The sequence below is a fragment of the Aliarcobacter vitoriensis genome (genome assembly GCF_048320235.1).
GTDB classification, from domain to species: Bacteria; Campylobacterota; Campylobacteria; order Campylobacterales; family Arcobacteraceae; genus Aliarcobacter; species Aliarcobacter vitoriensis.
This window is the reverse complement of the sequence record NZ_CP182882.1, coordinates 1,914,892-1,933,396: the sequence shown is the minus strand read 5'-3', so window position 1 is coordinate 1,933,396 and position 18,505 is coordinate 1,914,892. Positions and strand designations below refer to the sequence as shown.

Here is an 18,505-nt window from a genome sequence, read left to right as displayed (position 1 = left end):
TTTTAACTTACTATTAGACCACTAGTTTAAAAAACTATCAGTCTATACAAAGAGGTTATAAAATGCCAAAAATTATCAATTCTGATGAAAAAAGATTAGAAATATGTACTTTAGCTTATGAAAGATTCATTGAAGAAGGAGTTGCTGAATTTTCTTTAAATAAATTCATAGAATATTTAAATATGTCAAAGGGACAATTTTATTACTATTTTAAATCAAAAGAGAAACTTATATTTGAAACTTTAAAAATAAAAGAGCTTGAATTTACAAAAATAATCAAAGAAAATATTTTAAAAGAAAATGATTTTTTAGAGAAATTATTTGAATACTTTGCTTTTATTTTGAATGATAAAGAAAAAATATTTATTGATGCAAGAAAAATTATGTTTGAATCAATACACTTATATCTTCATCCAAAATATAAAGAAGAGATGAAAAGCTATGAAAGTACATTTTCTGATATGTACAAAATAATAGAAGATATTTTTGATGATGAAATAAAAAAAGGTTTTTTAAAAGAGGATTCAAAAGAATCTATAAAAATAATTCTTGCAACAGTTGATGGTATGTACTATCACTCTTTGATATTGAGTAATTACAATTTGAAAAAAACTGTTACAGACTATTTAATCCAAACTACAAATCAATTAAAAAAATAAAAGGATTTTTATGTTAAAAAATATATTGATATTTTTTCTAATATCGACTTCTTTATACGCTGTTTCACTAAAAGAACTTCTAAATAGTATAGAAGTAACAAATGAAAACTATCAAGCCCAACAAGCTTTACAACAAATGGCTAAAAAGCAGTACGAATCTGCATCTAAAGATAATTTTCCAACTTTAAATCTAATTGGTGCTTATGAAAATAATTCAAAAGTTTTAGAACATGAGCCAGAAGATATTTTATATGGAGAATTAAAAGCATCATATACTTTATATGATGGTGGAAGAATAATAAACAATAAATTAGCTAAAAAAAGTTTACACGAATCACAAAAATTAAATACTCAATACTTAAAACAAGAGATTATGTTAGATGTTATAAGAGAGTATTTTTCTTTTCAAAATAGCAAGTCTGCTATTGAAGTTTTAAATTATAAAATAAATGAGCTAGACGAACAAATCAGAAAATCTGAAATTTTAGTGAAAAATGACCTCGCAACAAAAGATAAACTTCAAGCTTTAATTGCTTCTAAAAAAGAGTCTTTATATGATATTGAAACACTAAAAATTGATTTAGAAAATGCCATTTTACAACTATCTCTTTTAACAGGACTTGATATCTTGCCAAAAGATGATGACAAATTATTGGAGCCAATCTATAAAGAAGAACAAAGATATGATATTGAAGCAAAAAAGCTTGAAGCACAAAGTTTGAAATACAATGAAAAAATGCATAATTATTTACCAACAATTTCAATAAATAACTCTTTGAAAAAACAAAAATATTTAGATTATGATGAAATATATAATGATAAATTAAATAATCAAATATCTTTACAAATCAATATTCCTATCTTTGATTTTGGAAAAATATCAAAAGATAAAGAAGCTAGCCAATTAGAGACTTTAGCCTTAAATAAAGAGATTGAATATAAAGAAAAATCTATCCAAATAGAACGAAAACTTGCTTTAAAATCACTAGAATCTTCAAAAGTTAAATTAGATAGTGCAATAGCAGCACTTGAAGCTACTAATACAACTTATGATTTTAGTAAAAAAAGATTTGATGCAAATTTGATAAGTTATACTGAATATTTAACTGAACTTACAAAAAAACAAGATGCAAATTATAGAGTAATTTTAGCCCAAAATGATATTGAACTAAAAAAAGCAAATCTTGCTTTTGCTCTTGGAATTGATTTATTAACACTTATAAAGGAATAAAATGAAAAAAATACAACTTATAACAATCCTTCTAACAAATATTTTATTTGCTGATGTTTATGCAACTTATGAAGTAAAAGCATTAAATGAAGCCTCTTTAAATGTTTCTACATCTGGAATTGTTTCTAAAATAAATACAGATATAGGAAAACAAGTAAAAAAAGGTGAAGTTTTACTTTCACTAAATGATTCAGAAGAAAAAGCAAACCTTGAAATATCAAAAAATGAATATAAATTTTTATTAACTCAATATGAAAGATATAAAAAAAGTGCAGAAGTTTTTGATAAAAATAGCTTAGATAAATTGGAATCAGAGTTAAAAAGTGCAAAAGATTTGATAAATCTAAATGAAGCAAAACTTTCAAAGATGAAAATCATTGCTCCATTTTCTGGTGTAATTTCTGAAAAGAATATAGAAGTTGGTGATATGTCAAGTAATAATGAAAAAGCTTTATTAAAACTTGTTTCAAATGAAAAAAAACTTTTATTAGCATTTGATTCAAAATTCGCTCAAGATGTAAAAGCTGGTGATCTATTTTGTATAAATTCAAATAAAGAAGAAAACAAAACTTGTGTTGAAATTTACAAAGTTTACCCTACTTTAAATAATGAAAAAAAGCTAAATGCAGAAGCTTTTGGAGTTGATTTAAAAGTTGGTAATTTTGGCGATGGTTCAATAATAAAAGGAAACTAAGATGTACAAACTTGCCATTTCAAGACCAATTACAACTTTAATGTTTGTATTTGCTCTAGTTTTCTTTGGATACACTCAAATGCAAAAAATGCCAATTGCCTTTTTACCAAATGTTGATTATCCTGTTGTTAGCATAGTTACAACTTACGATCAAGGTTCAACTGAAATTATTGAAAGTAAAATAACTGATAAAATAGAAGAAGCAATAAGTGGTATTTCAGGAATTGATATTATAAGGTCAGATACTTCAAAAAACCAATCAATCGTAATTGCACAATTTGAGTTAAGTAAACCAGTGGAAGAAGCAGCAAATGATGTAAGAGATAAAGTATCAACTGTTGTTTTACCAATTGAAGCAAATAAACCTATAATCGAAAAATTTTCAAGTAGTTCTGCTCCAATAATCACACTTTTCTTATCAACAAAACTTGATAATCTTGATTCTTTAATGCTTCATGCAAATGAAGTAGTAAAACCAATTTTACAAAGTATCGAAGGAGTTGGAGAAGTTGATATTGCAGGTTTTAGAGATAAAGTAATCAAAATCTATCCAGATACAACTCTTTTGAGTAAATATAATCTTGATTTAAATAATCTAGCTTCAAAAATAGATGAAGAAAATATCAAAAAGGATGGTGGAAGAGTAATCCAAAATGAAAAAGAATGGAATATTTCTATCGATTCAGATGCTATAAATGTAGAAGAGCTTGAAAATATAAAAATAAAAGATGGAATAAGACTCAAAGATGTTGCAATAGTTGAAGAAACAATAAAAGATGAAAGAACTTTTGCAAACTACAATACTCAAAAAGGTGTTTTACTACAAGTAAAAAAAATCTCTGGAGCAAATGAAGTAAATATTGCAAAAGTAGTAAAAGAAAAAATCCCTTATATAAAAGAGTTATCAAGTGATTTTGACATAAATTTATTATTTGATACTACAACATTTATCGAATCAACTTATAAAAGTGTTCAATTTGACTTAATTTTAGGTTGTTTTTTAGCTTCTTTAATAGTATTTGTATTTTTAAGAAATTTCACTTTTACAATCATTGCAGCTATTTCTCTTCCTGTGTCAATATTAGGTGTTTTAGCAGTTATGGGTTGGAGCGACCAAACTTTAAATATTTTGACTCTTACAGCCTTAACTTTATCAATAGGAATTATCATCGATGATGCAATAGTTGTAATAGAAAATATCTATAAAAAATTAGAATTAGGTAAAAGTCGATATGAAGCATCACTTGAAGGAGTAAAAGAGATATCTTTTTCTATTTTAGCAATTTCAGCTATGCTTTTAGCCATTTTTATTCCTATTGCAAATATGAGTGGAATTGTAGGTAAATTTTTCAAAAGTTTTGGTATAACAATCGTAGCTTCTGTAATAATCTCATATATTATTGCAATTACTGTTATTCCTATGATTAGTTCACTTTTGGTAAATCCTAAACACTCAAAATTTTATTTGATGACAGAATCAATTTTCTTATCAATGGATAGAATTTATAAAAATCTTTTAACAAAAGCTATAAATTTCAAACTTACAACTTTACTTGGCGCATTTGTAATATTTGTAATTTCGATAATTTTATCTTCAAATTTAGGAATGGTTTTTATGCCAAAAGAAGATAGAAGCCAATTTTCTATCTCTATCAAAGCAAATGCAGATATTTCAATGGATGAGATGAAGAAAACTGCAATCAATATCCAAGAAGAATTGCTTTCAATAAATGAAGTTGATTACTCTTCTTTGACTATTGGATTAAATGGAAATATCTATGAAAGTTCTATTTATGTAAGGTTGATTCCAATTGAAAAAAGAACTAAAAACCAACATCAAATAATGGAAGAGATTAGAAAAAAATCAAAAATATTCAAAAATATAGAGATAAATGTAAATGAAACTGATGATATGAATTCAGGTGCTGAGATTATGACTCCTTTTCAACTTATATTAAAAGCAAGTGATTCAAAACTTGCTGAACAATCAGCAAAAAAACTAATAGATTATTTAAAAACAATTGAAGGAACAACAAATATTCAAAACAATATTCAACCTAAAAAAACTGAAGTTTCTATAGAAATACTAAAACAAAATTCTTCAAAATTTGGAGTAAAAAGTAGTGATATTGCAAGAGTTATTGCCATGGCATATTCAGGGGAAATTGCAATAAGTAATTTTAATAAAAATGGTAAAGAGTATGATATTGTGATGAGATTATCTGATGATTTAAGAACAAATAAAGATGTGATAAATCAGTTAAATGTAAAAAATGATAAAGAAGAACTTATTGCTCTATCAAGTTTGGTAAATATAAATAGTAAAGAGTTAGTATCTGTTATAAAAAGATATGATAGACAAAAACAAGTTACAGTTGGAAGTGATATAACAAATGGCTTAGCATTAGATGCTTTAGTAAGTTTTGTAGTTGAAAATGAAGATAAATGGCTTTTAGATGGAACTACTTATACTTTTGAAGGTGATGCAAAAGATATGCAAGATACAGCAACTGCCTTTGGTGTTGCAATCATAGCTGCAATTATAATGATATATTTAATCCTTGCTTCTTTATATGAATCTCCACTTCAACCAATAATTATTATGAGTGCTATGCCACTTAGTTTTACAGGGGCATTTTTAGGACTTTATTTAGCTAATATGAATATGAGTTTATTTAGTATGATGGGATTATTTTTACTTCTAGGTTTAGTTGGTAAGAATTCAACTTTGATAGTTGATGCAGCAAATAGAAATAGACAAAACAGTATAGCTTTAGATGAAGCGATTATCCAAGCAGGAATATCAAGATTACGTCCTATTTTGATGACAACTATTTCTATGTGTTTAGGGATGCTTCCTCTTGCGATTTCTGTTGGAGAAGGTTCAAGTATAAAAGCTCCTATGGCAATTAGTGTTATTAGTGGGTTGATAATATCTACAATTTTAAGCTTATTTGTAGTTCCAGCTTTATATAGATTGTTAGCTCCACTTGATGATAAAATTAGAAAAATTTATACTCATAAAAAAGTTTAAATAAAATTTATTTGTACTCTATTTTTGATACAACTAACTTTTTATTTATAAAAGGATCAACAATAGCTTCAATCTCTTCAAATTGGTATTTCAAAGGAAAACCAATCTTTGAGTTTGTAGCTGTTGATTCTAAAATATAAAATCTTTTATGATTTACATATAAAGCTTTTTTATCTATATTTTCTTCAAGATTTATAATTACAAAAATATGTTCTGGAACTAAAACAAAATAAGCTTCATAACCTTTTGTTTTAAGTAGTGAAATAAGCAAATTTGATTTGTCATCACAATCGCCAAAATTTTGCTCAACAACTCTCCTTGGATTTTTTGCGATTCCATCATTTATTTTATATGGAATTCTTGTAACAAAATCAAGCATTGATTGAACTTCACATATTTTATCATTTTTACAATCTTTTGTAAGAAATAAAGCTAGATTTTTTGTATATTCATCAACTCTTACTTGATTTACATAAGTTGCTTTTCCAATATCTGTAAATCTTGTTTTTACTACAAAAAAAGATTGATAAATTATATAAAAAAGATACAATAAAAATATTGTTGAAATAATAAAAGATAGGTATTTTAGAAATTTATTGTTTATTAACAAAACTATAATCCTAAAAAGCTTTTTATTCCATCAAACATTATTTGTGCTGATAATGCAGCCAAAAAAAGACCAGTTATTTTTGATATTATCAATAATCCATCTTTGCCTATAAACTTTTCTATAATGCTTGAAAGATATAACATCGTTCCAATTAGCAAAATAGCACATAAAAGAGCCAAACTTCCAATAATAAGTTTTGAAATAGTATGAAATTCTGCTCCAATAACAAGCAAAACTCCAATAGTTCCAGGTCCAATAGTAATAGGCAAAGCCAAAGGAACAACTGCTAAATCAGATAGATTTTTATCTGTTGGTTTTTGACCATCTTTATTTCCATATATAAGCCCAACTGCTGTTAAAAATAACAATGCCCCAGCTCCTATTTTAAAAGCATCAAGAGTTATTCCAAAAACTTTGAAGATGTGTTGTCCAAAAAATAGTAAAACTAAAGATATAACAATAACTGAAAATGTAACCTTAACTGCCAATTTTCTCTTTTCACTTGGTGTTGCATCATTTGTGATAGTTAAAAATACTGAAAGAACAAAAAATGGTGTCATAATAAAAAACATTTTTAAAAGTGTTGATATAAAAAAGTCCATATTTTTTCCTAGAATAAACTAATTTTGGGCTTATTTTAACTTTTATAATTTGAAAGAGTGTTTAATCTATATTATCTATTTTCAATAACTCTTTTTCTTCTTGTTTTAAAACTTTTTGTATCTGTTCTTCTGTTAATCCTGCTTTTTGTAGATTTAATTTCAAAGAATTTATTCTATTTAAAAACTTCTGCTTTGCAGCATAAACACCATCTAAAATAAATTGAGCATCTAAATCGCTTTCTATACGAAAAAAACGGACATTTGAAACACACATATAAAACCAATCAAAAGTAGCTGTTAGCTCTTGCAAAGCTATTGTCCCATGAGCTTCACTTATTCCTTCTTTACCTAAATAAACACTTCCTTGAATATTTTCAAATCCATGTTTTGATAAGATTTTATTTATATCATAGTAAGCATTGTTGTAGTTATTGTTGTGATAGTTTGATTTTAAACAGTTTGTATCCATATCAAAAACAATCAAATATTTACTCAATTTATTACCTTTTTTCTTTTAATGGAGTTGATTATATAAGAATATGATTTAAGTTTGTCTTTTATTATATTTTAGTAATTACTATTTCCTAACAAACTAAAAACATTGATAAAGAATTATTAATACTGAGCAAAAAACTAATAAAATAGGAGAAATTTTAATTATTTTACCTAGTATTAACAAATCACTTAAAGATGAATATTTTATAAATTTAAGAATTTCAAATATTTCATAATATTTATAATACATAAGACTTTGTAGTTTACATTTTGTATAAGAAAAAAATAGTGCTAAGATAATAACTAACGATATATAAAAAGTATTTATCCTATTAGTATCTGATAAAAATTCTACTATATCATTTTGCTCTATTTTCCAAAATCCATTTAAAAGTATATTTATAGATATCAAAATACCCAAGAAAGTAAAAAAAGCAGTATATAAACCATTATAAAAATCTGTTTTATTTTTTCTTTTTTGAACAGTACTTTTCAATGAAGACACAACAGAAGTAGCAAATTCAAAATCTTTTTTAATTTCTTTATCTTCAAATAATAAAGTAAAGCTTTTAAAATATGCTAAATAACCATCTATCTCATATACTATATTTTCATTTCTAAATAAAGAGTTGCAATCTTTTGTGTTTTTAGTATTTTTTTCTGCTAATTTTATATAATCAAGTAATGATTCTGAAACTATTTTTGGGTCAAAAGTTTTTTCTATTATTGGTAAAGCAATATCAATTTTTTGATGATGATGTGCATCTCCATGAACTATTGTTTTTGTAAGAACATAAAGTAACTTTTTAATCTCAAATAATATATCATCTTCTATTTCTACTTTCAACTCTAATTTTTCAAACTCTACTTCACCATTTGATTTTATATTAAAATTTGCTTTTATATCTGTAAAATCTTTATAACAAATCTCTATATTTCCCTCTATGCCTTCTGCTTTTTTTGAAAATTAAGGTTTGCAGTTGCTATTTGTTCTGTTGATTTAACTTTTGATTTATTTATAAATTTTCTAAATATATAACTATCTGAAAGATATGATACATCTATATTTTTTATATTAATTGAGTCTTTTTCTATATCTATTTCAGAATTTTCATTTTGTAAAAATGCAGGTACATTTATAAAATCAAAAGAAATTTTACCCCTATTTGTTGGTATCCATCCATACCAATTTAAAATATCCTTACTCATATATGATTAGTTTAAAATACCTATATCACATACTTTTGCTTGTTTTACAAATACTTTTGTACTATCTTTTTCAATTACTGCTAAGCCTTTTGTGTAGACCTTGCCATTTGAATTCCAATTTTCATCTACTTCACAAAAATTATTTAAACATCTTTTAGCTTCTTTTTTAAAGAATTTATCTTCTTTAAAACTCCACAAAAAACTAGCTCCTAAAAGCCCTATAAATAATAAAGCTATTGCTAAAATTTCCATAATTTTTCCTTATTTTAAAAATTGACAAATATTTTATCCAGATAAACTTAAGCTTAAATATTTTACTAATTAATCTTTTCTAATAAAATTAAAAATAAACACTAAAAATATTGACAATATAAATCCAGTTACAAAGGAAACTGCTAAAACCAAATTTTTCTTTGGTTTTATAGGGTAATCATTTACTATATAATTTCCTACTAGTTTTGAATTGCTAAGATTTTGTTCAGATTTTTTAAAATTCAAAGTATCTATTTTTTCGTTTAATTGAGTTATTTTAGTTTGAAATTCAATATTTATTCTATCTTCAAGCTTTCTAATAGTTTCATTTGAAACATTTAATTTTTTATTTTGTAAATCTTTTATATTTACATTTGAAATATTTTTCTTTTTATTTTCTAAATCTCTGATTTGAATTGTTGTAATATTTTCTAATTTATATTTTAATTTTGGGATAGTTTCAGTTTGAATAAGTTCAATTTGTAGTTCTAAATCTTTTATTTGATTTTGTGCATTTGTTATTAAATTTTGATAATTTAACATTTGAACAGAGGCTATCATAGAAATTGAACTATCTGATTTATCTATATTTTTATTTAATTTATCTAGTTCTAAAATATAAGTTTTTAAGCTATTTGAGTAGTAATCAATTTTATCTTGTAACGATTTTATTTTTGAATTAGAAAAAAACTCTATTTGTTTTTTTAAGCTTGGTATTTCTTGAGATTTCAATAAATTTATCTCTTTATTTATATTTTCAATATCTTGTGTTTTCAAAATCTCAATTTGCCTATCAATATTTTTTAACTCTTGTTCTTTTAAAATTTCTATTTGTGATTTTATATTTTTTATCTCAATATTATTTATAAAATCTATCTCTCTTTTTGTATCTAAAATACTATTATTTAAAACTATTTCATATTGTTTTATTTTCTCAATAAATAAATTTTGAATAAATATTAAAATTTCTTTATTTCTTTCTAAAGCATTTTCATTTGAGTAACTTTCTGTTTTTATTTCTAAAAGATTTTTTACACCTTTTATTTGTTTTATAGAGCTTACTATCCCTTTTTCAAAGCTATTTTCACCAATCTTTGCTTCATCAACTGAATATATAACTTTTAATTTTTGCTCTAAAATATTTATATCTTCAAGTATTTCATTGTTTATATACCCAATCTCAATATAAGATTTCACTTCATATATTGGTGTTTTATTATAAATATAGAATCCTGCTAGAATAGTTGTAAATATAGTAAAAATAGATATGAAAAGCTTTTTATTCCATATTATTTTAAATAACTCTTTTAAATCTATTTCATCCTCTTGTAAATATCTATCTTGCATTTTTTATCCTAATAAATTTGTAGAGAATATAAAATATAGTATTCCAATCAATAAACTTGCTGTAAATATCATTCCGTACAAATATAATTTTTGTTTTTTTTCCATTTTATTTTCCCTATTTTCCTAAATTTGTATTTATAATACAAATAATAAGAAAAAATTGTATCATATATATTCTTTACTTTTGTACTATAGATACAAAAAAATAGGATAAGTACATTTATGGAGACTTTTGAAAGAATAAATCAGCTTCTAAAAATTAATAAGTTATCAAAAAAAGAGTTTTCTAAAAAGCTTTTAACTCTTGAACCAAAATTAAAGAACACAGGAGAAATACCATCTGAAAATACTATCTATGCATATTTAAATGGAAGAATTGGTATAAAAATAGAGTTGATTCCTTATATAGCTGAAGTATTAGAAGTACCTGAACAATTATTGTTTGATGATAGTTCTGCTAATAGAAAAATGTACTTAAAACATATTTTGGCTACCGCTTCAAGTGAAGAAAAAGAGTATTTAAAATCTCATTTATGTAGTAATACAAATATTAATAATAAAATAAATAGAAACAATATAGATAAGATAAATGAACTATTAGTTTATGCACCTGAAATATTTTTAAAAGAGTTAGAAAATACTTTGAAAAACTACAAAGATTTGACCTTGAAGTTTACAAAATAGCTATTTTTCTTCCAAACTTGTATAGTGCAACTCTAAACCTTTAGAGGTTGCTACAAAACCGTTTATATTGATAGTTCCATCGTGTACCATTTTATGATGTTCTTTACAAAGTGGAATAAGATTATATTTATGGTTTGCATTTATATGTCCTATAAATCCATCTTTATTTGCACGTGCTTGTTCTTTTATATGATGAACATCATCACAAGCTTTTCCACAAATCACACAATTTGAAGCAAAAACATTGTTGTTGTATTTTGAAGTTTTCTTTTGAGATAATCTTTCTAGTGGATTATAATCATCAGTTAATTTTTTTCTTATTTCATTTGCAACACTTAAAAATTCTTTATCCATGTGAAGTGATTTAGCATATTCCAAACCATACATAGAAGAACCACTTCCAAAAGATAGTTTTCTATCGAATATCAGTTTATCTTCATCGTCTTTATAAAAAACTGATAAGTGTAAAGAGATAATATTTTTTAATTTTTGTATCTCTTCAATTTCTGGTAACTGATGTAGATGTGTAGCAAAAACAAACAAAGCTTCAAGTTTTGCCAGTTTTAAAATAGCACTAGCAACGATACTCAATCCACTCATAGTTTCTGTACTATGAGAAATTTCATCTCCCAAAATAAGCGAGTTTTTAGAAGCACGATTGAAAATATTTTTAAGTTCTAGCATCTCAACTGCAAAAGAAGACAGACCTTTTGCGATATTATCAGCACCACTAATTCTTGTATAAACTGCATCAAAAATAGAAAATCTCATACTTTTACAAGGTACATAAAATCCTGCTTGTGCAAGTATTACACAAATTCCTATGGCTTTCATAAGTGAAGATTTTCCAGAAGAATTTATCCCATAGAGTAAAACTCCGTGCATTTTATTGTTATACATATTTACTGGATTTGAATTTTTTATGATGATATTGTCTTCATACTCTTTTGATGCAAGACTAAGTTCGCCTAAAATAATATCATTTGGGACATAAATTCCTTGTTCCTCATTTGCTTCAATTATTGGATGTCTTAAATCAATAAGTTCTAAAAAGTTTTCATCATCTTTTGTTTTTACTATTTTTGGACAAGTATAATTATACTTTTTTGCTGTTTTTATATTTGAAACTGTTAAATCAACCTCAGCAATGAATTGAACTAATTCTTGAAGTAAAACAGCAAATTTTTTCTCAAATTCTTGAATTTTTTCTCTAAAGACAAGTTTATTTAACTCTACAATTTTTCGTAAATTATGTACATATTTATCCGAAACATCTTCAGTTAATTTACAAAATATTTTTACAGAATTTGTCTGAACTTTTATATTAAAATCTTTAAATAGATGTAATTCATCATCAACAATCAAATGAGAATTTAGTAACTCTTGTTTTATTAGATTAAACCTACTTTTTGTTAAAGATATAAAGAATCCTTCTTTATCAAGTCGATTTATACTCACAAAGTTTGAATCATCAACTTTCATAGATGCTAAAATATGGTTTCTTAAAAGTTCAAGTTTTGAATATAAAATCTCATTTTGACTATTTAATTCATCAATTTGACTGTTGATTCCAAAACTAACCATATTTGTATCAACATCTTTTAGCATATATTTACCACTAACATTCAAATCAAATGTAGAATCAATAGATTGAATAAATAAAGCCAAATCAGCACTACTACAAGGTGGAGTTATGAACTTATAATTTTCCATAAAAGTTACAACTTCTTTTATACTTATCAAAGAATCATATAAATAGTTTAACTCAAAAGGATGAAGTCGGTTAAGTTTTATTCTTCTTGTTAATCTTTCAATATCATAAATATTTGCTAATTCATTTTCTATTGGAGCGTGGTAATCATACAACTCTTTTGATAAGGCATATCGTCTAAGAAGTTCTTTACTATCTTTAACTGGATGAGTAAGTCGCTCCTTTAGAAGTCTTTTCCCCATAGCTGTTGAAGTATGATTTATAAGTTTTATTAAACTTGGATTATGTGTAGTTTCTATTATATTTAACTGCTCTAAAGCATTATTTCCTAAATATATATATTTACTAATATCAAGTTTTTCTGGATATGAAAGTTTTTGAATGATGTTTGAATCATGTCCTATTACAAAATCTATCAAAACTGCAAGTGATTCAGTACTTAAAGGAACTCTTTCCATATCAAGATGTTCAATAGAAGTTAAAAGAGATTCTATACTAAAGACATTTTTAAAAAGTTCATTTTGGTAAGAGATTTTTGGTCTAAAGTTTCCTATATGAAAAGTTTTAAGGCTAAGTTCTAAATAATCAAGAACCTCTTTTTGATTTATATTTTTATCTGCAAAAGTTACAACTATTTCATTTGTTTTGTGCATATTCATATAATTAAATACTTCATCAAGTGCAAAAAACTTATCTTCACTAGTTCCATGAACTTCATTGTAATAACATTTTCCTGTTGTAACATCAATAGCACTATAACCAACAAGATATATTCCTCTTATTTGATCAATTAAAAGTGAAGTTACGTTATTTTCATCTTGTGAAATAACAAAATCAAAGTTTGTTCCTGGACTTACAACTGTATCTAAGTATCTACTTACATTTGGTGGAAGTCCTTTTTGTCTAATAATAGCAATAGTATATTTTTGCTCATTTATTATTCTAGCCAAATGTTTTTCAAGGGAAATAGCAGGAACTCCAGCCATTATAGGATTCTCTCTTGAGTTTTCTAAAATAGATTTATTTTTTCTTGTTAGTTGAATATTTAGAAGTTCTGCTATCTCTTTTGCTTTTCCTATTTTTTCTTTATCGTTGTTTACTTCATAAACTTCAAAAAATGTCCCTATTTCCATAAGAACTAAAGCATTTGAACCATACTTTTTCTCAAATAATTTTTGAAGTTTAAAATACGTAATAGTAAGCAGTTCACCCCTATTTTCTAAAAGTTCAGCAACCTCTTCTCTCACGGTGCTCGAACTCCAGTCCATTTTCTAACCATTTCTCTTTCTTCTTTTGTAATATCAGCTTCAATATGTACTAAAGTATATGCAGGAAGTGGCATAGCAGAATATACACTTCTATAAATAGCTTTTAATTTTGCTTGTTTTTCAACATAATTATAATTTTCCCATTGAGAAAAATTTAAAGCTCTAACACCTTCGTTTGTATGATTTATAACTACCCAAGAAAAAGGAGCGATATTTGAGTACCAAGGATAATTTATTTGATTTGAATGACAATCATAACAAGCTTTTACTAATATTTCTTTAATATTCTCTGGTGCTTGTAGTTCAGAAATAGAATTCTTTTCATATTCAATCTTTTCTGGTCTTATAAACTGCATAGCTACAAACACTAAAACTAATATTCCTATTGCTAATTTCATATTAAAATACCATCTTATATAATCTTTCTATATCTTCTTCAAATAAAGATAAACTAATATTTCTACCATATCTTTTAAACTCTTTTCCTTCAAAAAAAACTACTATCATTGGATTTGAGAAAATAGTAAAATATGTACTTATTTCCATACTATCTTCAATAAAAATTGTCTTCATTAAAGGAAAATTATTTTGTAAACTATGCTCTATTTTTGGTTTCAAAACTTTACAAATAGAACAATCATTTGCACTAAAATATAGTAAAACCGCTTTATTCTCTTCTAAAATATTTTTTATATCTTTTAAAATATATTTTTGCATTATCATTTAAAAGATAGGATTTAACCTATCTTTTTATACCTGATGTCCACAGTTTTTTGTAAGTCTATTTTTTTGAGAAAGGTATGAATTTAAAGCTCCAATATAAGCATTTGCAGTTGCTTGCATAGTATCTATACTCAATCCATGACCTACAAAAGCTTGGCTATTTTCAAAGCTAACTCTTGTTGTAACTTTTGCTAAAGAGTCTTTACCTTCACTTACAGATATAACCTTATAATCTTTTAATTCGCCAGAATATCCAGTGATTCTATCTATAGTCTTAAAAATAGCATCCATTGTTCCATCACCTAAACCAGCATCTTTTATAATTTTATCTTCATATTTTATAGATACAGCTGCCATTGGCATACCACTTGAACAGTCGCTTATTTGTAAACCTACTAATTCATAAATTTTATCATGATTTAAAGCTTCATCAGTTATCAACATTCTTACATCATCATCTGTTATATCTTTTTTCTTATCTGCTAAAACTTTAAATCTTTCAAATGCCGCATTTAATTCATCATCACTAACTTTATCAAAACCTAATTGAACTATTTTATCTCTAAATGCTGCTCTTCCACTATGTTTTCCTAAAATCAATGTGCTATCTTTAATAACTCCAACATCTTCAGGTCTCATAATTTCATAAGTTTCTTGATGTTTTAAAACACCATCTTGATGGATACCACTTTCATGTGCAAAAGCATTCTTACCAACAATTGCCTTATTTTGTTGTGGTTCAACTCCAGTTATTGTTGCAATTAATCTTGAAGTTGCATAAAGTTCAGGTGTATTAATATTTGTATATAAATCTCCAAATATATCTTTTCGTACCTTTATAGCCATAACAGCTTCTTCTAAAGCGGAATTTCCTGCTCGTTCACCTAAACCATTTATAGTAACTTCTATTTGTCTAGCACCATTTAAAACTGATGCTAAAGTATTAGCTGTTGCCAATCCTAAATCATTGTGATTATGAACTGAAATTATTGCTCTATCTTTTGCATATTCACTCAACTCTTTTATCATCGAAGCTAACTCTGTTGGCAATCTATATCCAACTGTATCTGGTAAATTTATTGTTTTTGCTCCTGCATTTATAACTGCATCCATAACTTCTTTTAAAAATGATATTTCACTTCTTCCAGCATCTTCACAAGAGAACTCTACATCTTCAACAAAAGTTTTAGCATATTCAACAGCTCTTACAGCTCTTTTTATAACTTCATCTGGTGTCATTTTTAATTTATATTGCATATGAATAGGACTTGTTGCAATAAATGTATGAATTCTATGTTTATTTGCTTTTTGTACCGCTAAACCTGCTTGTTTTATATCATTTTCTATTGCTCTACTTAAAGAACAGATAGTTGAATTTTTAACAATTTGTGCAATTTGACTAACTGCATCAAAATCACCTGGACTAGCTGCTGCAAAACCAGCCTCTATTACATCAACTCCTAATTTCTCTAACTGTAAAGCAACTTTTATCTTTTCATCAGTATTCATAGAGCAACCAGGGCTTTGTTCTCCATCTCTTAAAGTAGTATCAAATACAATAATTTTATTTTTATCCATAATATTTACCTTTTAATTTAACATTTGATTATATCTTTTTTTAAATAAAAAAAGAAAAACAGATTTTTGGAATATTTAATTATAAATTTATAATTAGAGTGATTGTTTTAAGAGGAGTAGAGAGTTTACACTTTTAATGAAATTGCTTTTAAAAATATCAAATATTTTCATATTACTCTCCCTTTTTATAAATAGTTCTGAAAGTATATTTTATTTTTTTATAATTGTCAAGGAAAATTTTTATCGTTTGTAAAATATATATAAATTTATTTCAAAGTATAACTTTGAAATAAATTAGTTTATTAGTTTTCAGTAGGTTTAGTTTCTTCTATTTGAGAATTTTCAGAAGATTTATCTTCAATATTATCTTTTTGCTCTTCTTTTACTTCACTTTTTGAAGTTTCGTCTTCTTTTTCTTCTTCTTTATTTAAGGCTTCTGTATGTAAATCTTCATCTTCAAAAACAGTTCCACCATTTTCTTTTATGATTTCTCTTACTCTTTCACCTGTAATTACTTCTATATCAAGAAGCTCAGCAGTCATTTGCTCAATTGATTCACTATTCTCTCTTAAAGCTTGAAGTACCATTTTGTATCTTTCATTTAGAGTATCTTTTACATGGTTATCAAGCTCTTTTGCCATAGCATCTGAAAAATCTTTTTGAGTTTGTCCACCCAAAAATTGGTTTGTTCTTCTTTCCAATACCATTAAACCAGCGATATCACTCATTCCATAAATAGTAGCCATAGATTTTATAATATTTGTTGCTCTTTCTAAATCATTTCCAGCACCAGTTGAAATTTCACCGATAAATACTTCTTCTGCAGCTCTTCCACCTAAAAGAACATCAACTTCAGCTATAAGTTCATGTTTTTGCATAAGATATTTATTCTCTTCTGGAGTATTTAAAGTATATCCAAGTGCTGCTAAACCTCTTGGTACTATTGATACTTTATTTACTTTTTTTGCACCTTTTGTAATTTCAGCAATTAAAGCATGTCCACTTTCGTGATAAGCTACAATTTTTCTCTCTTTTGGAGATATTCTTCTACTCTTTTTTTCTAATCCAGCAATTTGCCTTTCAACTGCTTCTTTAAAATCAGTTGCTTCAACTTCATTTTTAGAAGCACGTCCTGCTAAAAGTGCAGCTTCATTTATAATATTTGCTAAATCAGCTCCAGCAAGACCAGCTGTCATTTTAGCAACTTCTTTTAAATCAACATTTTTAGCCAATTTTACATCTTTAATATGTACATTTAAGATCTCTATTCTTCCTTCATAATCAGGCTTATCAACTAAAACTTGTCTATCAAATCTTCCTGGTCGTAAAAGTGCTGGGTCTAAAACCTCTGGTCTATTAGTTGCAGCAAGTACGATTACTGGTGCTGATTCAGTAGAGAAACCATCCATTTCAGCTAAAAGCTGATTTAATGTTTGTTCTCTTTCATCATTTCCACCCATTGGTCCACCACTAGCTCTACTTTTTCCAATGGCATCTATTTCATCAATAAATATAATTGCAGGTGCTACTTTTTTTGCCTGTTCAAATAAATCTCGAACTCTACTTGCACCAACTCCAACAAACATCTCAATAAATGCTGAACCAGAAACAGATAAAAACTGTACATCAGCTTCACCAGCAACTGCTTTTGCTAAAAGAGTTTTTCCAGTACCTGGAGGTCCTACAAGTAAAACACCTTTTGGAATTTGAGCACCAAGTCTTACATATCTATCAGGAGCTTTTAAGAAATCTACAACTTCTTGAACTTCTTCTTTTGCCTCTTTATTTCCAGCCATATCATCAAATTTTACTTTTGGCTTTTCAGAATTTATCATTTTTTTAGAAGAACCTATTCCTAGTATTCCTCCACTTCCACCACCCATAGATTTTTGCATTCTTTTAACTAAAAACATCCAAATAGCAAAGAATAAGAAAATTGGTATTACCCAACCAAAAAGAATATCTGATAAAACATTTTCTTCATTTATTCCACCATATCCAATATTATATTTTTCTAATTCAGGAATTAAAGTTTCATCAGGAACTACTCTTCTTGCTGTATAAGTAATTCGTTGTATTCCATCATTTTTGCTTATCGCTCTAATTTGAGTATTTCCAATACCAACATACTCAATTTTACCAGAACTTATCAATTTCTTTAACTCTGAATAAGCAATAGTTTTATTTGAACCACTATTACTACCAAATGCTTGTATATTTTGGTTTGGTGTAGCATTTACTACTTCTTCTGGCATAATTACTTTAAAAGCAAATATAGTAACTATTGCAAAAATTACAAATATTAAAATTGGATTATTATTAAAAAAGTTGTTGTTATCGTTGTTATTAGGATTATTATTTGGCTGTCTATTATTTTGAGGTCTGCCACTTTGTCGTTTATTATTCAT

General features: G+C 26.1%; 17 protein-coding genes. 5 read left to right on the top strand and 12 right to left on the bottom strand.

Annotated elements, in window-relative coordinates; all coding sequences use genetic code 11:
- The first annotated feature begins 62 nt into the window (after positions 1-62).
- The 4 genes from ACNSOS_RS09605 to ACNSOS_RS09590 are packed head-to-tail and all read left to right on the top strand — an operon-like array spanning position 63 to position 5,618.
- Complete coding sequence (locus ACNSOS_RS09605) at positions 63-659, top strand: TetR/AcrR family transcriptional regulator (RefSeq protein WP_418185114.1); 597 nt, start codon at positions 63-65, stop codon at positions 657-659.
- 10 nt (positions 660-669) lie between these two features.
- Entirely contained in the window at positions 670-1,890 is a 1,221-nt protein-coding gene (locus ACNSOS_RS09600; RefSeq protein ID WP_418185113.1) for a TolC family protein, read from the top strand.
- Position 1,891: 1 nt separating this feature from the next.
- Entirely contained in the window at positions 1,892-2,584 is a 693-nt protein-coding gene (locus tag ACNSOS_RS09595; RefSeq protein ID WP_418185112.1) for an efflux RND transporter periplasmic adaptor subunit, read from the top strand.
- A 1-nt stretch (position 2,585) separates the two neighbouring features.
- Positions 2,586-5,618: an efflux RND transporter permease subunit gene (locus ACNSOS_RS09590; protein WP_418185111.1), complete on the top strand. Its 3,033-nt coding sequence runs from the start codon at positions 2,586-2,588 to the stop codon at positions 5,616-5,618.
- A gap of 7 nt (positions 5,619-5,625) precedes the next feature.
- Here ACNSOS_RS09590 and ACNSOS_RS09585 read toward each other — a convergent pair whose 3' ends face one another.
- From ACNSOS_RS09585 to ACNSOS_RS09555, 7 genes are all read right to left on the bottom strand, one after another.
- Positions 5,626-6,228: a hypothetical protein gene (locus ACNSOS_RS09585; protein ID WP_418185110.1), complete on the bottom strand. Its 603-nt coding sequence runs from the start codon at positions 6,226-6,228 to the stop codon at positions 5,626-5,628.
- 2 nt (positions 6,229-6,230) lie between these two features.
- Positions 6,231-6,830, bottom strand: a complete 600-nt coding sequence (locus ACNSOS_RS09580) for a MarC family protein (protein ID WP_113893642.1) — start codon at positions 6,828-6,830, stop codon at positions 6,231-6,233.
- A 61-nt stretch (positions 6,831-6,891) separates the two neighbouring features.
- Positions 6,892-7,326, bottom strand: a complete 435-nt coding sequence (locus tag ACNSOS_RS09575; RefSeq protein WP_418185109.1) for a hypothetical protein — start codon at positions 7,324-7,326, stop codon at positions 6,892-6,894.
- A 96-nt stretch (positions 7,327-7,422) separates the two neighbouring features.
- The gene (locus ACNSOS_RS09570) at positions 7,423-8,172 is read right to left on the bottom strand and encodes a hypothetical protein (protein ID WP_418185108.1); all 750 of its coding nucleotides are present in this window, start codon (positions 8,170-8,172) and stop codon (positions 7,423-7,425) included.
- A 95-nt stretch (positions 8,173-8,267) separates the two neighbouring features.
- Entirely contained in the window at positions 8,268-8,534 is a 267-nt protein-coding gene (locus ACNSOS_RS09565) for a hypothetical protein (protein ID WP_418185107.1), read from the bottom strand.
- 6 nt (positions 8,535-8,540) lie between these two features.
- Positions 8,541-8,786 carry a hypothetical protein gene (locus tag ACNSOS_RS09560; RefSeq protein WP_418185106.1) on the bottom strand — a complete coding sequence of 82 codons (246 nt, stop codon included), beginning with the start codon at positions 8,784-8,786 and terminating at the stop codon, positions 8,541-8,543.
- Positions 8,787-8,855: 69 nt separating this feature from the next.
- On the bottom strand, positions 8,856-10,133 hold the full coding sequence (locus ACNSOS_RS09555; protein ID WP_418185105.1) for a Wzz/FepE/Etk N-terminal domain-containing protein: 1,278 nt from the start codon (positions 10,131-10,133) through the stop codon (positions 8,856-8,858).
- Positions 10,134-10,355: 222 nt separating this feature from the next.
- On the opposite strand from ACNSOS_RS09555, the gene ACNSOS_RS09550 reads away from it, so the two are divergent.
- The gene (locus ACNSOS_RS09550) at positions 10,356-10,817 is read left to right on the top strand and encodes a hypothetical protein (RefSeq protein ID WP_418185104.1); all 462 of its coding nucleotides are present in this window, start codon (positions 10,356-10,358) and stop codon (positions 10,815-10,817) included.
- Here ACNSOS_RS09550 and ACNSOS_RS09545 read toward each other — a convergent pair whose 3' ends face one another.
- From ACNSOS_RS09545 to ftsH, 5 genes are all read right to left on the bottom strand, one after another.
- A complete protein-coding gene (locus ACNSOS_RS09545; RefSeq protein ID WP_418185103.1) occupies positions 10,818-13,775 on the bottom strand; it encodes a MutS-related protein in 2,958 nt (985 codons plus the stop codon).
- On the bottom strand, positions 13,772-14,194 hold the full coding sequence (locus ACNSOS_RS09540; RefSeq protein ID WP_418185102.1) for a heme-binding domain-containing protein: 423 nt from the start codon (positions 14,192-14,194) through the stop codon (positions 13,772-13,774). Before ACNSOS_RS09540 ends, ACNSOS_RS09545 begins: the two co-directional genes overlap by 4 nt.
- 1 nt (position 14,195) lies before the next feature.
- On the bottom strand, positions 14,196-14,513 hold the full coding sequence (locus ACNSOS_RS09535) for a thioredoxin family protein (RefSeq protein ID WP_418185101.1): 318 nt from the start codon (positions 14,511-14,513) through the stop codon (positions 14,196-14,198).
- Positions 14,514-14,546: 33 nt separating this feature from the next.
- Positions 14,547-16,097 (bottom strand): 2-isopropylmalate synthase, encoded by a 1,551-nt coding sequence (locus ACNSOS_RS09530; protein ID WP_113893632.1) that lies wholly within the window; start codon positions 16,095-16,097, stop codon positions 14,547-14,549.
- Positions 16,098-16,399: 302 nt separating this feature from the next.
- Positions 16,400-18,505, bottom strand: a complete 2,106-nt coding sequence (ftsH, locus tag ACNSOS_RS09525; protein ID WP_418185100.1) for an ATP-dependent zinc metalloprotease FtsH — start codon at positions 18,503-18,505, stop codon at positions 16,400-16,402.

Bases quoted from the DNA above. Each gene is read 5' to 3' on its own strand.
- ACNSOS_RS09605 (WP_418185114.1), top strand. From the start codon at position 63: ATGCCAAAAATTATCAATTCTGATGAAAAAAGATTAGAAATATGTACT.
- ACNSOS_RS09600 (WP_418185113.1), top strand. From the start codon at position 670: ATGTTAAAAAATATATTGATATTTTTTCTAATATCGACTTCTTTATAC.
- ACNSOS_RS09595 (WP_418185112.1), top strand. From the start codon at position 1,892: ATGAAAAAAATACAACTTATAACAATCCTTCTAACAAATATTTTATTT.
- ACNSOS_RS09590 (WP_418185111.1), top strand. From the start codon at position 2,586: ATGTACAAACTTGCCATTTCAAGACCAATTACAACTTTAATGTTTGTA.
- ACNSOS_RS09580 (WP_113893642.1), bottom strand. From the start codon at position 6,830: ATGGACTTTTTTATATCAACACTTTTAAAAATGTTTTTTATTATGACA.
- ACNSOS_RS09565 (WP_418185107.1), bottom strand. From the start codon at position 8,534: ATGAGTAAGGATATTTTAAATTGGTATGGATGGATACCAACAAATAGG.
- ACNSOS_RS09560 (WP_418185106.1), bottom strand. From the start codon at position 8,786: ATGGAAATTTTAGCAATAGCTTTATTATTTATAGGGCTTTTAGGAGCT.
- ACNSOS_RS09555 (WP_418185105.1), bottom strand. From the start codon at position 10,133: ATGCAAGATAGATATTTACAAGAGGATGAAATAGATTTAAAAGAGTTA.
- ACNSOS_RS09550 (WP_418185104.1), top strand. From the start codon at position 10,356: ATGGAGACTTTTGAAAGAATAAATCAGCTTCTAAAAATTAATAAGTTA.
- ACNSOS_RS09540 (WP_418185102.1), bottom strand. From the start codon at position 14,194: ATGAAATTAGCAATAGGAATATTAGTTTTAGTGTTTGTAGCTATGCAG.
- ACNSOS_RS09535 (WP_418185101.1), bottom strand. From the start codon at position 14,513: ATGCAAAAATATATTTTAAAAGATATAAAAAATATTTTAGAAGAGAAT.
- ACNSOS_RS09530 (WP_113893632.1), bottom strand. From the start codon at position 16,097: ATGGATAAAAATAAAATTATTGTATTTGATACTACTTTAAGAGATGGA.
- ftsH (WP_418185100.1), bottom strand. From the start codon at position 18,505: ATGAATAATAAACGACAAAGTGGCAGACCTCAAAATAATAGACAGCCA.